Here is a 13,943-nt window from a genome sequence, read left to right as displayed (position 1 = left end):
AACAATTAAGGAGAGTTACTTTTTTGTTTCCTCCTCGTCATTTCATATTGTCTATATATTCTTCCATACCAGCATCACGGAAATCAAGGACAAGTATCTTTATCATTTCTCTGTAGCCTTCTCTATTTCCTTGTTTTTTGTAGATATCTTTCTTCATCTCTACATCACGCTTATAAAGAGACTGATCTTTGTAGTCAAGTTTAATACACTTATCAAGATATTTCAAAGCTTGGTCATAATTTTTATCATACATGCATTCTTTAACACAACTCATTCTTACAGAATCATATTTCCAATATTTTTTATAAACATCTTTTAACTCCTTTTTTGATGCATTGTTCTTTTCTAAGAGTTCAAGATAATCATTCACAACTGAATTAATCATAAATTCTCTATTAAATACAGTAGGATACTTACCAAAATAATCATATTGTTCCTCTACGAAATCAAGTTGAAACTTTACATATTCATCTCCCATAAAACGACTGAGAAGAGTCTCTACAAGATCTATTTTAAAAGAATAATTTTTCATAGAATAAAATTGATGGCGCAAAAATTCAAAAATTTCTTTCCTTTCTGATATATTCAAATAAGGAAGAAGATATGAAAATGCTTCGTTAATATAATATGACAAAGCATAAGGTTGTTGTTCATCTTCATCTATATCAAGAGAGTCTAATATACTATAAGCCTCAGTTAAGAAACGAATCGCATTAATATATTCTTCTTTCTGTTCCAAAAGATCAAACCACTTAAATACGCATTTTTCATAGTCCTCACAAAAAGGCACAGTATTATCAATATTAATATATTTATGAGCGTATTGGTAATGATTTATAATTGTAAATAATTCGCTAGTCATTGCATCCATAGAGTTTTCTTTTGATATAAATTGGTTGAAGCGTTCTGCTAACTCAGGATTTTCATTAAATAACTGCAAAAGAAAAGAACGTATATCATCATCTGATGCATCATCAATGATTTCTGAATTAGCTATTTCTGGATGACTTACACGTCTTTCCCATTCAAATAGAACTGCTGCCATATGCTTACAATTGTGTCCATCTAATGCATAAGGACAATCACAAGACATCTCCTTTATGTTATCTCCATTTAATGCAATTTCTACATGATAACGATGTGTCCCATAAACAACCGCCTTAATCTTTTTAGCGTTTATATATATATTCTCTACATATCCATCTAGATAGTAATTAAAACCTCTATTTAATACACGTTTAGAAAAATTATATTCCCATTCCATATAAGCACCTCCCATGTATAGTTCTATTATACTAAAAAAGACAGCATTTTCTGCTATCTAATTCATTTTCTTATTCAAATATATATAGAAACATACATTGAGGATAATACCAGTAATAGTCGCAATTGGTGCTGCAAGCCCAATTTGAGTGAGGCTGGCATTTGGCTGAATAGACATATAATAAGAAAGAGGTAGACGTACAAGAAGTGTTTGAATTAATCCTTGTATCATAACCCAGAGTGTCTGATCATGACCATTGAAGTAACCAACCATACTAAAGAGTACTGCTGTTACAACTGTTTCAAATGCAAATCCTTTGAGGTAGGCATAGCCCTGATTAATAACACCTTGTTCTGTTGTAAAAATACCTGTTAACATATCTCCCTTAAACATTACTAAACAGAATACAATAACACCAATAAATAATCCAATTACTATACCTGTAAACATAGATTGCTTGGCTCTTTTTTCATTATTTGCGCCAACATTCTGGGCCACAAATGAAGCCATGGACTGCATGAGAGAACTAGGCACAAGCATCGCAAAGTTTACTATCTTACAGGCTACACCATAACCTGATGAAGCCTCTAAGCCTAAGCGATTAATAAAGGCACATAATGCAAGGAATGAGATCTGAGTCAGGCATTCCTGCAATGCAAGAGGTAAACCAATCTTCATTGCACGAATGCAATGAGTATTGATTTTAAAATCATGCTTATGAATTTCAAATGTAAGTTTTCTTTTCTTTAATAATCCTAAAGCGAATACAACACTGCATGCCTGTGCAAGTACTGTAGCTATAGCTGCTCCTGCTGCATCTAGATGGAAACCTGCTACTAAAACTAAATCTCCTACCACATTAATAAGACATGCTACTGCCACAAAGAGTAATGGAGACTTACTATCGCCCAATCCTCTAAAAATAGCTGATAATACATTATAAGCCACAATATAGAAAATACCTGCACCACATATTCTTACATAAGTAGCAGTAAGATTGAGTGCTTCTAAAGGTGCCTGCATCAGTGTAGAGATAGGTGTCGCAAACAGCACCATAATAATAAATAGAATTACTGAAACAATACCAAATAGAATTGTTGATCCACCAATAAGGGCTCCTATATGTTTCTGTTTCTTTTCACCTATATATCTTGCAATGAGTACTGTAATACCCATTGCGAACTGAGTGATCACAAATGTGACAAGATTTAATACCTGACTTCCTGTAGAAACAGCTGATAAGCCTGCTGTTGTTCCAAAACGCCCTACTACAAGTAAGTCAACCGCACCATAGGCTGCCTGTAATACTAAAGCTCCCAGTACAGGAATCATAAATGCGACTAATTTCTTAAATATACTTCCCTGAGTAAAATCTGAATTCATTTATGATTTTCTCCTTTCACACATCACTTGATAAAACTTTTCTATTGTTTCAATCATACAATCTGCTTCTTCAATAGAAATATGACTCAAATTCTGCGATAAGTCTTCGAAATATTCCTTATTGAACTTTTCAAATAAAGCTTGTCCTTTTTCACTTACTTCAATATAAGTGACACGACCATCTTCTTTAGAAGACCTCTTAATTAAATAGCCCTTTTCTACCATAGATCTAACTGTACGTGTTACACCAGGTCTAGGCAGATTCAATGCTTCACTTATTTCTGAAACCTTCACTCTTCCATTTCTTTCCTTCAAATCAATAATTGTCTCTAAATAACGAATATATGAAGGAAGAACACTTTCAGGAAGTTCTGGTAATAAGTCTAATATTCTTTTTGCGATATAACAGCTATCCAACATTTCCTTTGTTTTTTGACTATTCATATACTCCTCCTTTTTTAATTACCACTTGTAATTACCTATGGTAATTATATTAAAATAAGATTAAATGTCAATCTCTATTCATAACTTCTTAAGACAAGTTTTACGAAGGGATGATTTTTTAGTCATGTTGTTGCGGTAAGTGCAAATCAGACAAGTACTCAGAGTACAGTTGTGATGAATCAGGATACAGATATGAAATATCTTGATACAAATGTAGATTATGCAGATGAAACTCTTGTGTTCAAGAATAGAGATAATATTGGAAAAGATATAATTGGTACAATATTTAATACTTTCATATTTGTTTTCAATACTAGTTCTATAACAATTTTACTCGCATTTCTTGCTTATCAGATTCAATATCCTCAATTAAAAATTTCTGATTTTATTGCGATGGAAATGTCACAAGGTATTACTGGTACTCTTGATATTGTATAACAATACCAATTAGTGCATTATTATGTAGCTTGTTATATAAGAAAAGAGGCAGCTGAGCTGCCTCCAGAATCCTCACTTTGAGTGATTTTTAATTCTACGTTATAAATCATTGTATCTTCATCTTAAAGAGATACGTGGTCTTTGTCTGAATAATCTGATAGTCTATCTGATAATTGTTTAATAGGTTACCTACGATATATAAGCCAAGTCCATGACTTGTATCTTTTTTTAATTCCATGTGATTCTCCTGGCAGGTATTTTCTATATAGAAACAATTCTCTTTTATCCCTATATCTATTCTTCCATAATCACAGTTATACTTAATCGCATTGCTTATTAAATTAGATAAAACCACACTGAATGCATTTCTACCAATATATATATGCTCTAAACCAACCTTATTATTGATTACGATATTCTTCTGATATGCGAGCAACTCATATTTATTCAGGACTTCTTTAAGAACATCTTTTATAATAACATCTTCTTCATCGTTCTTTAGATGATCTATTGAATAGATAGATAATATTTGAGAGATATTTTTTGAAAGATCATCCACTATATCTACACATTGTCCAAGATATACATCTCTCTCTTTATATTTTCCTACATTATACATCATGTTCTCTAGAATGATTTTAAGACTTGCTAGAGGTGTTTTTAATTCATGAGAAGCAGCCTTTAAAAATTCATATTTAAGTTTTTCAAGTTCGAGAATTTCTTTATTTTTAAGTTCTAAATCATCTATTGACTTCAATAATGTAAAATAGAGTTCATTGATCTGCTTCTTTAAGTCTCCTACTTCGTCATCACTGTTATGGACTAAACAGACATTCTTATCTAATTGCATCATTTGATCAGTTACATTCTTAATTTCATCAATATTATTTTTAATTAATTTTGAATAGATTAATGAAACGATAGCAGATAATAAAAGAGAAATAGATAATGAATAAGGAAGAAAACCTAGACTTAAATCTTTAGCATCCTGCACCATATCAGCAGTAGAGATAAATTTCAAATACAATTGATGTCCGTCATTTAAAGTAATACGTCTTTCCTCAATAATTAATGAATTATTGAGGCTGTTCAAATTCACATTCAGATCATTTGTAACCTTTACTTCATTGTCTTTATTTTTTTGACTCACAAATACTTTTATATCGCTGTTTTTAGAATACAAATCAATTGTTCTTTCAATCTCATTGATTTCCTTACCTTCTAGATTATGAGATATTTCATTGGCTGTTTTATTAATATCAGCCTTTCTAGTATCCAGATACGTTCTAGGAAATATCAAGTAGATAGAGATATGAATCAATAAGACAATAATGCTGAGAATAGAAAATATCTGGAGAAACATTTTAGGAAATATCTTTAGTTTTTTCATCATCTCTCCAATTTATAGCCTACATTTCTAATAGTTGATATGCAATCTAGATGTAACTTCTTTCTAAGTTCCTTTATATAGACATCAATTACACGATCATAAGGAATTTCTTCTGTTTCTTTCCAGACTTGATCTATAATCTGCATCCTTGACAGAACCTGTCCTTCATGATCAAGAAGACATTTTAATATTTCTAATTCTTTAGGCTTACTATCTATGACTTTTCCATCTATTTTAGCTGTATAACTTGTGAAATTGATTTCTAGATCTTTATATTTGAATATTTCTATAGAACTATAATACTTTTTTATAAGTCCCTCTATTCTCGCTTTTAAGACAGGCAGAGAAAATGGCTTTTCAATATAGCCATCAGCAAGTTGAGTAAAGGCTTCTATTTTGTATTCTTCATTATTAAATGCCGTCAACATTAAAACAGGGATATTACTTTCTTTTCTTATTTCTTTTAAAACATCTAATCCATTCATAAATGGAAGCTGAATATCCAAAAGAACAACCTTGATATCCTTATTAAATAAGGATAAAGCCTCACGACCATCCCTAGCCTCTATGACATGATAGCCCCATTCTGATAAATATTCACTCATACCATCTCTAATTATAGGATCATCTTCTACAATCAGTAAATCCATACTATCCCTCCCTCTTTATATTATACACATATATTTATCTGTTAACGTGTATAAATAAGTGATTCTTCCTTATTTTTAAGAATTCTAAATGAAGAAACCACCAACGCCATAATAAGTACAACTGTCATGAAGCCAATAACAATAAACATCATATCACTAGAAACATGCACATTCAGACTCGTAAGTGTCTTATTAAAGCCATCTACTTCAGCACCTGCTCCTAATTGACTTGATACGCCCTGACTTGCTAGTTGTTTAGTTATATCTCCTGTCACCCCATTTAAGATTGTATGACCAAATGACTGTGCTAAAGCACCAGAAACAAAGTAAGCAATAAGATAAGATGGTATCATCATCCATACTAATTCTGTCATCAATTGACCAAAAATTCTCATTTTTGTCATACCTAACGAAAGCATAATAGCTATTTCTTTCTTTCTTGCATTAAGCCAGAGCATAAGAAGAAGCGCAACAACTATTCCAGCAAAAATCAATGCACCATAAAATAATTTATCAGCCATTCCATATAGGGATGAAATAGACATCTGTAAAGCTGGATAATTAGAAGCACCATTTATCAGAACATAATTTCTCCAATCAATATCAAGCTTCTCTAATACTTTGATGACCTGTTTTAAATCATATTGACCTTTCACAAAAAAAGTAGCGTCTTGATAAACAGCTGTCTTTTCTGTTTCACCATATACCTGTGCTGCACTATGCACATCAGTAATCAAAGTATTTTCATATAGTTCCTGCGGAGCACTTGCGCCACCCTTATTATGCCCATCAAAGAGGCCCTTAATTTCTACTTCAACAATCTCATCTGCCTGCTTTTCATTATCCGCATCATATAAATTTGATTTGATTTTAAGATGGTCTCCTACCTTTAAATGATTCTTTAAAGCAAGATCCTTATGCATCAAAATCTTATTTCTATCATCAGCTTTAAGATGCTCTCCTTCCACTAATTTATAAGCCCCTGATACAAACTTATTTTCTTTTGAAGAATCATTCACACCTGTAAGCATTACTGTACTTTTAAAGTTTTTTGCTCTTTCAGGTGATTGATAAGCCAATGTTTCAGGTGTTTCTACAATATCATAATCCACTAAATCCGCTACACTATTGATTCTCTTTACATAAGAATCAATCTCTTTACACTGAGCAATCTGACTAATATCCTGTCCTTTTACATTGCCTCCGCCTCTAGGAGTTCCAGGATTATATTGTCTATTGATTTCCATTGAGAAACTATTTGTGATATTTCCTAAACTCTTCTTAGACGAAAGATCTGTCGCATCTTTTAAGGCTAAGCCTAATACACCTAATGTAGACATGATTGCAATCACAGATATCATAATAAGTGATTTAAGCTTTTTTCTTGTTACATAAGCCCATGCATTTTTTATCATATACTTCTCTCCCTTAAACAATCTGTAATTTCTTATCCTTAAGTTCTAGAACAACATCTGCACTTTGAGCAAGTTGTTTGCTATGAGTCACAACAATCACACACTTATTGCGTTCTTTCGCCATCTTCTTCAATATTGTGATTATTTCATCTGCTGTATTCTCATCTAAATTCCCTGTTGGTTCATCTGCAAGAATGACAGGTGCTTCAGATGCTAAGGCCCGTGCAATAGCAACTCTTTGCTGCTGTCCACCAGAAAGTTTCATAACATTTCTTTTTATCTGATTTGGATTCAAGCCTAATTCGATCAAGATTGAGGAAGATGCTTTTTTATCAACCAATCTCACATTTTCTAATGGTGTCAAATAATCAATCAAATTATAATTTTGAAAGACCAGGGAAATATGATGTCTTCGATGATAACTATAACCTTTTTGTTTAATATCTTCTTGTTCAAAAAGAATATGTCCCTCTTGGGGTTCATCTAATCCTGCCAACAATGACAACAATGTTGATTTACCTGCACCAGAGGCACCAATAATGGCATAGAACTGGCCGCTTTCAAATGTCTGATTCACACCTTCTAAAATATTCTCTCTTGTATTCTTATAGCGATAGCTTACATTATCTATTTCTAATATAGTCATATTAATCTCCTAACTCATTTTTGATAAAATCTCTTGGGGCTTCTTTATTAAAAACATTCCACAAGTCGTTATAACTGAAATGATGATTACACCTGCTAGAATCCCATAACTTCCTATAAAAGTCATTGCTTCTTGTCTGAATCCATATTCAAATAATAGAGAATATGCATTCTTTAATAAAACATTGATCACATATTTCAGGAATATATGACCTAATCCAAAAGAAAGAACCGCCGCTGGTATTGAAACAAATAATAATTCACAAATAAATTGACCAAGAATTTCCGATTTGTGGAACCCTACTGATAATAAAATACCTATTTCATAAAGTCTCTCTCTTAACCATAAAATTAAAATTAAAGAAAGAACGACAAGTGCAACAACAATTAAAGAACATACAATCACTTTTATAATATATTGTATATGTGTAATTGCCTCTAATGTTTCCTCATATGTCTTAGTATCCATTTCAACAAGAGCATCTGGATGATTCTTTTCTAATTGCTTCATCATTAAACGGGTATCCTTCAAATGATCAAAGTACATGATTATTTTATGAACATTGTTTGTCTGTTGTGAAGAATAATCCATAAACAACATATTTTCACTAAAATCTGATGTTAAACCTGTATATCTTTCTTGTTTCTTACCAGAAAAAATACCAATAATCTCATATTTCTTATTATTGTCTAAATTTATAAAATCATGTAATGCAAGATGATTCTTTTTCGCAAACTGTTCATGAACCATCACCTTATTACAATCAGTTTCTTGAATATGTCTGCCCTTTTTTAATACAAAATTGCCACTTTTAAATAAAGCATGAGATTTTGTCTGATTCGTTGCGAGATAAGACATCACGTTCTTATGTTCATCACTCAAATCATCTCTTTTTACTGACTGTTGTGCTTCTATGACATGAAGATTTCTTGGTTGAGTGAGACCTTCATAATGTAATGTATAGCCTTTAGCTTGTTTGATTTCCTGATATTCTTTATAGTCAAACAATGATTGATCTTTCTTTGTGACCGACAAAGATGTATTTGCTGCTTCATACATGGTCTTTTCTAACTGAGCGGCTGATATTGTAATACTGGAAGAAATATATAAACATGAGAGAATAATCGTTAAAATCATCATTATAATTAATGAACGTTTTTTCTTTCTTGTGACATAATAAATAGAACGTTTAATCATTGAAAACCTCTGTATTTTCTAAATCCTTCTTTTCCTTTAAAACAAAACCATTATCATTCTCTTCTAAACGATCAATGATTTCTATATGACACTGTTCCAGTTCTCTTTTAAATGTATCATTCTGATAACTTATGTAATAAGAATACTGTCCATCATGAGAAATACCTATTTTTTTATGATATGTACATTGAGTCAGTTCTGTTATTTCTTTTTTAGACATTCCTTTTTTATACATTCCAATAGTTCCTGAACGTTCTAGGTTCTTTTCCCACTTCATATATTCGTTCATATTTTGAACAACAGCATCCTGCTGCTTACGAGAAACTTTATTAAAAGATAAAAAGGCATATCTTAGTTCTTCATTTAAAGCACTTTGAGAATCAAGCATAACAAGACTTTTATTATTCATAGCCTCTTTTATATTTTGAGACAAGCTGAATTTAAGACCTAGATACTCATAAACATAATCTTCTTTATAATCTATTGTCTCATTCATTGGCTTAAAACTTGCTTTATCCTTAATAGTCACTGAACTTGTAAGAGCCTCCGTCTTATTTTGACATCCTACTAGTGCAATACTTAAGCATACTACTCCTAACATCATTACTTTTCTTATTAATTTCATTTTTTATCATCTCCTTTTCTTCATCATATCCGCCATATATGAAACATCTATGAAATAGAGAAATAAATTGAAATAAAAAAGAGGTAACTAATTTCCATCAGCAGATAGTACACCAACGATCTTACCAAAACCTTCTACTTCTTCACCGATATAATAGCTTTCACCAGTTAGAGGGTTTTCATCGTTCTGCCAGTCATAGCATGTTTCATGAACCATTCCTCCGTATTCAGCAATACCATTCTTATCGATATCACGGTTCTTATACAACCAGTTATGATATGCAACTAACTTAGGATACATTTCTTTTAGGAATTCCTTATCACCAGTTGCTTCATAAACACTCTGAACTGCCCATGCAGCAAGTGCAGGTTTAGAGTTTCGTTCGTTCCAGTTTCCTCCATCACCGCCGCGGTCTTCGTTCTGGTTATAGAAAATACAGTCAATGATAGCACCTTCATCCTGTGGACGAACAGCATCTTCTTTAATGATCTTGTAATCAAATAATGCTCCAATATTATTTTTAGCTAATTCTGGATTAAACTGAGTAGTAGCTACAACCTGTTTTTAAGAGTCCCAAGCCCACATACCAATGAACCGCTTATAAGACATAGATGGTACGATTCCATCATGCTTAATTGCACCGGCTGGTGACAAAAAGATTTTTTGCATTTTAGACAAATAAAAACAATGTAAATTATCAATCGAAATATATGTTCAGTTAATACCTTGAATATTGAAATTTAATTTCTATATACAAAAACACATACAAGTGTATGTGTTCAAATGATGATGTTCTATTTTGAAAGTAATGCATCATTTCTAGATAAGAGATAGACGCAATATTGGTTCATATTGATTCCTTCTTTTCTAGCATGCAAAGCAAGTGTTCTATGTAAAGTCTTAGGAATTCTCAATTTGAATTGTCCAGAATAATCTTCAATGCTATCTGGTTCATTAATCTCAATACCTTCTTCTAATGCTGCTTCTATCCATGCTTTCTTTGCATCCTTTGCGTTATTCATGGCATCTTCTATTGTATCCCCACAAGTGATACAACCTGGAAGATCAGGATAAGAGACTACAAATCCACCTTCTTTTTGATCTTCTACTATTTCTAAACGATAAGGTAAAGCCATATAATCATTGAATGTTTTCATTATTTCTCCATTTCTATAATTAATCTTACCATTTCAACATATACTCTTTTTATTGGTTGATGTTTAGGTATTGTGATAGGCATACATCCTATTTTCTGAAAGTATAATGACTACTACCTCCTTCAGGATTATTCATTACATATCCATAACTCTCCAATACTTTTCTCAATTCAGAAAAACGTAACTCTTTTGATAATGTACTAATCTTCAGAATTAGCTTATCCCATTTCGACATAATTCATTTCTCCTGTTTTTATTATAATATGGTGTCATATAAGGTGTCTATTATATATTAATCCACTATATATACATTTATACTAAAAAAACAGAATATTTCTTATATCCTGCTTAACAAAAAATCATTTCAAGAAAAAAAACACCTAGACTAGAGGTGGCTTTGTAATGAACGATATAAGTTTCATAACAGCTAGCGTTGTAGTGAACTACCATATATAGGCTATCATTTACATATATAAAATAGAAAACAGGTGAGAAGATATGCCGTTATAAGACGCATAACATCCACCTGTTTTTTAATCTATACTTATAATACTATCTGATTGTTACTCTGCTTTATTCATGCTGAGTTGCAGCGTTTAATGCATTATTCAAATTCGACAATACTTAACTTGTTTTGTGTAAGTTTTATGTTGTGTCGTGTTTCTTGTTATTTTGATCATTTGATATACCCATATTATACAGCCTATACAAGCTAATGTTATCATTTTGTTATCGCTGTTGATAACACCTGCTCTGTAACTGTGGATAATAGCAATATGTTCTGCAATTGTTTATATGCAGTTTTGTTTAAAAATCAATACTATTTCTTCATTTTTACAACCACATTTCCTGATTGATTGACATCACCTGCAGTCCTGATGGCTGTTTCCAACTGTTCTAACGGAAATTCGTGTGTAATGATGCGCTCCAAATCCCATTTCCCACAGGACATCATCTTCTGAACATCAATCACATCTTTCGACATATAGCCTCCTGACCCTATAATACTCTGTTGTGCATATGTCATATGCAGCAAATCAACAGAACGAAGCGTATTATTTACCGCGACAGAAACAAAACGGCTTTCAAGTTTTCCTAATTTTATAAAATCATCAAGAATACTCTTTGCACCAGCAGCATCCAGCCAACAATCAATATCTGCTGTTTCTCCACTCAATGATGGTGCTATACCAAAATAATCTTTTGCTTTATCAGTATAATTTTCTATTGAAGGATTACAGACAGCAAAGCCAAGTTCTTTTGCTAACTTCAATCGGAAATCAGAGTAATCACACACCATCACTTTATTCATTCCAAAATAACGAAAAGCAACTGCTGCCGCAATTCCAATTGTTCCACAGCCAAAAACAACCGCATTCTGTCCATCTACATATGCGTTTTTACCACAAGGAATCATCCCTCGTCGTGCCGCGCGACATCCAACCGTAAATGGTTCAATTAAACTTGCAAGTTTGTCCGAAATACGCTCATCAACAGCATATAACGAACGATTTTTCTTTGCGTTCGGTACCAGAATATATTCTGAAAATCCCCCAATCGTTCCAGCTCGTTTTGTATCATTTTTCGCATATCGTGGATATGGATATACACGTTCTCCAACTATAAAATCTTTTACATTTTTTCCTACTTTAACAACTCTTGAAATGGTTTCGTGACCAAATTCACCGCCAACATTTACTTTATGACCTGTGTTTGGACCATGCATAAATACTGCCACATCCGTCCCGCAAATGCTGGAATATATATTTTGTATGAGTACGTCATCATCCCCTACTTCCGGCAACGGAAGCTCTCTTATTTCAATCTTTTCTTTTCCTAAATAAATTCCTGCTTTCATCATATCTCCTATCTTCATTTATGCTGCGCTGTGCATTTTTGCATGACATCTATCATCTGTTCTATCGTATCTTCACAATCATTTTTTAGCCACTGCGCAATGATTGCCATAAGTCCCTGAACATAAAATGCCATCATATACTTTCTGATTTCGTCTGAAACCTGATATCGTTCCAAAATTGGTACAAATACGAATTGGAACATCTTATCATAACTTTCTTCTAATCGCAGTGCTTTCGTATTTTTTACTGCCGTTAAAAAAAGACGCTTGTTTTCTTTAATATATTTCAAATAGGGCGTCAGATATTGTGGAGTTACTAAGTACAATTCGTCTAAAGGACATTCCAGAATGCGTGTCATAAAAACATTTGTATCCTGTTTCATATAAGCTAAAAACTGTTCGTTCATATATTCTACACTTTCGGACAACAAATCCTCCAGTGTTTCGTAATGAAGATAAAACGTAGAACGATTCACTTTTGCTTTTTCGCAGATTTCTTTCACTGTTATATACGAAAAATCTTTCTTTTCAAGAAGTGACAAAAATGCCTTGTCCATTTTTACAGCGGTATTAAAGTACTTACTTTCATTTTTATTCATTGCATTTCCCCCTTCCTTATGTTTCTGCTACGCAATAGCATATATATAGCTATCACAAGGACAATTCCGTACACAAATCCCCCTGTAATTGTATTCATCATTTTACGATAATCCTCGCCATTGGCGGAAAACTGTGAAATCATTGCAGTCTGCAAGCCAAGAATCGACATCATCGCAGCAATAAAATTCAACACTTTAGCTGCAGAGGGAATCAGACTTCCTACTTTGCGAAATTTCACAATATTTCTAACTGCAATTATCAAAATGTAAAAAGTATATAATGCCGAAAGATAAATCACATATCCCGGGTAAGAAAATCCCGAATTTGTCTTTATCATCAATATAATCATACCACCCATTGGAATATTTAACAAAAACAGACTCCACGCTGTATTCCGATAACAGATGCTTTCATCTTTATTATCCCGATATTTATAACAGATAACCAAATATGCTCGGATCACTCCGAGTATCAAATAGTAAACTGCGATTGAAATAGACCAAACTGAAGCATAATACATTCAGGTAACAGCACGAAATATCATATACAAAAAATTGACTGTCATTCCCTGATAAATACTGATTTTTCCCTGAAAAGCCACATCGGATATATATCTATCTGCTATTTTTGAGGATAATACCCATCTCATCAATCTGCTTTTTTGTAAATGTTGTGCTGTTTTTCTTATCACATCGGGTACAGCAACGCTAAAAGCAACAAGAGAGTATGCCGACATACAATAAATCGGATATGCCAACACACTCTCTGTTTTTCCATATACAAAGATGAGAATAAGTGTGGTATAGGAAACCAAAGAAATAGCATTCAATACCCATTTCTTCGGATGCAATATTCGCTTCATTATCATCCTTGCCC

Annotated in this window: 17 protein-coding genes; 1 reads left to right on the top strand and 16 read right to left on the bottom strand. The window is 32.5% G+C overall.

Annotated features, from left to right (window positions below; all coding sequences use genetic code 11):
• Positions 1-37: 37 nt before the first annotated feature.
• From DW269_RS01445 to DW269_RS01435, 3 genes are read right to left on the bottom strand one after another with little or no spacing between them, the layout of a single operon-like run.
• Positions 38-1,264 (bottom strand): SWIM zinc finger domain-containing protein, encoded by a 1,227-nt coding sequence (locus tag DW269_RS01445; protein ID WP_158546278.1) that lies wholly within the window; start codon positions 1,262-1,264, stop codon positions 38-40.
• Between the two features lie 57 nt (positions 1,265-1,321).
• Positions 1,322-2,647: an MATE family efflux transporter gene (locus DW269_RS01440; RefSeq protein WP_117458227.1), complete on the bottom strand. Its 1,326-nt coding sequence runs from the start codon at positions 2,645-2,647 to the stop codon at positions 1,322-1,324.
• The gene (locus tag DW269_RS01435) at positions 2,648-3,091 is read right to left on the bottom strand and encodes a MarR family winged helix-turn-helix transcriptional regulator (RefSeq protein ID WP_117458226.1); all 444 of its coding nucleotides are present in this window, start codon (positions 3,089-3,091) and stop codon (positions 2,648-2,650) included.
• A 174-nt stretch (positions 3,092-3,265) separates the two neighbouring features.
• Between DW269_RS01435 and DW269_RS01430 the strand changes: the two genes are divergently transcribed.
• Positions 3,266-3,529, top strand: a complete 264-nt coding sequence (locus DW269_RS01430) for a YibE/F family protein (protein ID WP_117458225.1) — start codon at positions 3,266-3,268, stop codon at positions 3,527-3,529.
• 106 nt (positions 3,530-3,635) lie between these two features.
• Here DW269_RS01430 and DW269_RS01425 read toward each other — a convergent pair whose 3' ends face one another.
• The 13 genes from DW269_RS01425 to DW269_RS01370 all read right to left on the bottom strand — a co-directional run bounded on the left by DW269_RS01425 (position 3,636) and on the right by DW269_RS01370 (position 13,935).
• Positions 3,636-4,919: a HAMP domain-containing sensor histidine kinase gene (locus tag DW269_RS01425; RefSeq protein WP_117458224.1), complete on the bottom strand. Its 1,284-nt coding sequence runs from the start codon at positions 4,917-4,919 to the stop codon at positions 3,636-3,638.
• Positions 4,919-5,569, bottom strand: coding sequence for a response regulator transcription factor (locus DW269_RS01420; protein ID WP_117458223.1), 651 nt, complete (start codon positions 5,567-5,569; stop codon positions 4,919-4,921). The genes DW269_RS01425 and DW269_RS01420 overlap by 1 nt, the downstream gene beginning before the upstream one ends.
• A 41-nt stretch (positions 5,570-5,610) precedes the next feature.
• On the bottom strand, positions 5,611-6,984 hold the full coding sequence (locus DW269_RS01415; RefSeq protein WP_117458222.1) for an ABC transporter permease: 1,374 nt from the start codon (positions 6,982-6,984) through the stop codon (positions 5,611-5,613).
• A 13-nt stretch (positions 6,985-6,997) separates the two neighbouring features.
• Positions 6,998-7,630: an ABC transporter ATP-binding protein gene (locus DW269_RS01410; protein ID WP_117458221.1), complete on the bottom strand. Its 633-nt coding sequence runs from the start codon at positions 7,628-7,630 to the stop codon at positions 6,998-7,000.
• 9 nt (positions 7,631-7,639) lie between these two features.
• Complete coding sequence (locus DW269_RS01405; RefSeq protein ID WP_117458220.1) at positions 7,640-8,827, bottom strand: ABC transporter permease; 1,188 nt, start codon at positions 8,825-8,827, stop codon at positions 7,640-7,642.
• On the bottom strand, positions 8,820-9,452 hold the full coding sequence (locus DW269_RS01400) for a hypothetical protein (protein WP_117458219.1): 633 nt from the start codon (positions 9,450-9,452) through the stop codon (positions 8,820-8,822). Before DW269_RS01400 ends, DW269_RS01405 begins: the two co-directional genes overlap by 8 nt.
• Positions 9,453-9,539: 87 nt before the next feature.
• Positions 9,540-9,938 carry a GH116 family glycosyl hydrolase gene (locus tag DW269_RS12880; RefSeq protein WP_255413813.1) on the bottom strand — a complete coding sequence of 133 codons (399 nt, stop codon included), beginning with the start codon at positions 9,936-9,938 and terminating at the stop codon, positions 9,540-9,542.
• 308 nt (positions 9,939-10,246) lie between these two features.
• Positions 10,247-10,609 (bottom strand): type II toxin-antitoxin system HicB family antitoxin, encoded by a 363-nt coding sequence (locus DW269_RS01390; RefSeq protein WP_117458218.1) that lies wholly within the window; start codon positions 10,607-10,609, stop codon positions 10,247-10,249.
• An 88-nt stretch (positions 10,610-10,697) separates the two neighbouring features.
• Positions 10,698-10,844, bottom strand: coding sequence for a hypothetical protein (locus DW269_RS12875; protein WP_233502406.1), 147 nt, complete (start codon positions 10,842-10,844; stop codon positions 10,698-10,700).
• Between the two features lie 585 nt (positions 10,845-11,429).
• A complete protein-coding gene (locus tag DW269_RS01385; protein ID WP_117458217.1) occupies positions 11,430-12,467 on the bottom strand; it encodes a zinc-binding dehydrogenase in 1,038 nt (345 codons plus the stop codon).
• 14 nt (positions 12,468-12,481) lie between these two features.
• Positions 12,482-13,066: a TetR/AcrR family transcriptional regulator gene (locus DW269_RS01380; RefSeq protein WP_117458216.1), complete on the bottom strand. Its 585-nt coding sequence runs from the start codon at positions 13,064-13,066 to the stop codon at positions 12,482-12,484.
• Entirely contained in the window at positions 13,063-13,440 is a 378-nt protein-coding gene (locus tag DW269_RS01375; RefSeq protein ID WP_117458215.1) for a hypothetical protein, read from the bottom strand. The genes DW269_RS01380 and DW269_RS01375 overlap by 4 nt, the downstream gene beginning before the upstream one ends.
• A 147-nt stretch (positions 13,441-13,587) precedes the next feature.
• Positions 13,588-13,935 carry a hypothetical protein gene (locus DW269_RS01370; protein WP_233503266.1) on the bottom strand — a complete coding sequence of 116 codons (348 nt, stop codon included), beginning with the start codon at positions 13,933-13,935 and terminating at the stop codon, positions 13,588-13,590.
• Between the last annotated feature and the right edge of the window lie 8 nt (positions 13,936-13,943).

The organism is Catenibacterium sp. AM22-6LB (genome assembly GCF_003435615.1).
GTDB classification, from domain to species: domain Bacteria; phylum Bacillota_I; class Bacilli_A; order Erysipelotrichales; family Coprobacillaceae; genus Catenibacterium; species Catenibacterium mitsuoka_A.
Note: the sequence above shows the minus strand (reverse complement) of the source record. Positions and strands in the feature narration are given on the sequence as shown.

Bases quoted from the DNA above. Each gene is read 5' to 3' on its own strand.
- DW269_RS01445 (WP_158546278.1), bottom strand. From the start codon at position 1,264: ATGGAATGGGAATATAATTTTTCTAAACGTGTATTAAATAGAGGTTTT.
- DW269_RS01370 (WP_233503266.1), bottom strand. From the start codon at position 13,935: ATGATAATGAAGCGAATATTGCATCCGAAGAAATGGGTATTGAATGCT.
- DW269_RS01380 (WP_117458216.1), bottom strand. From the start codon at position 13,066: ATGAATAAAAATGAAAGTAAGTACTTTAATACCGCTGTAAAAATGGAC.
- DW269_RS01410 (WP_117458221.1), bottom strand. From the start codon at position 7,630: ATGACTATATTAGAAATAGATAATGTAAGCTATCGCTATAAGAATACA.
- DW269_RS01435 (WP_117458226.1), bottom strand. From the start codon at position 3,091: ATGAATAGTCAAAAAACAAAGGAAATGTTGGATAGCTGTTATATCGCA.
- DW269_RS01440 (WP_117458227.1), bottom strand. From the start codon at position 2,647: ATGAATTCAGATTTTACTCAGGGAAGTATATTTAAGAAATTAGTCGCA.
- DW269_RS01425 (WP_117458224.1), bottom strand. From the start codon at position 4,919: ATGAAAAAACTAAAGATATTTCCTAAAATGTTTCTCCAGATATTTTCT.
- DW269_RS01400 (WP_117458219.1), bottom strand. From the start codon at position 9,452: ATGAAATTAATAAGAAAAGTAATGATGTTAGGAGTAGTATGCTTAAGT.
- DW269_RS01420 (WP_117458223.1), bottom strand. From the start codon at position 5,569: ATGGATTTACTGATTGTAGAAGATGATCCTATAATTAGAGATGGTATG.
- DW269_RS01415 (WP_117458222.1), bottom strand. From the start codon at position 6,984: ATGATAAAAAATGCATGGGCTTATGTAACAAGAAAAAAGCTTAAATCA.
- DW269_RS01390 (WP_117458218.1), bottom strand. From the start codon at position 10,609: ATGAAAACATTCAATGATTATATGGCTTTACCTTATCGTTTAGAAATA.
- DW269_RS01385 (WP_117458217.1), bottom strand. From the start codon at position 12,467: ATGAAAGCAGGAATTTATTTAGGAAAAGAAAAGATTGAAATAAGAGAG.
- DW269_RS01405 (WP_117458220.1), bottom strand. From the start codon at position 8,827: ATGATTAAACGTTCTATTTATTATGTCACAAGAAAGAAAAAACGTTCA.
- DW269_RS01430 (WP_117458225.1), top strand. From the start codon at position 3,266: ATGAATCAGGATACAGATATGAAATATCTTGATACAAATGTAGATTAT.
- DW269_RS12875 (WP_233502406.1), bottom strand. From the start codon at position 10,844: ATGTCGAAATGGGATAAGCTAATTCTGAAGATTAGTACATTATCAAAA.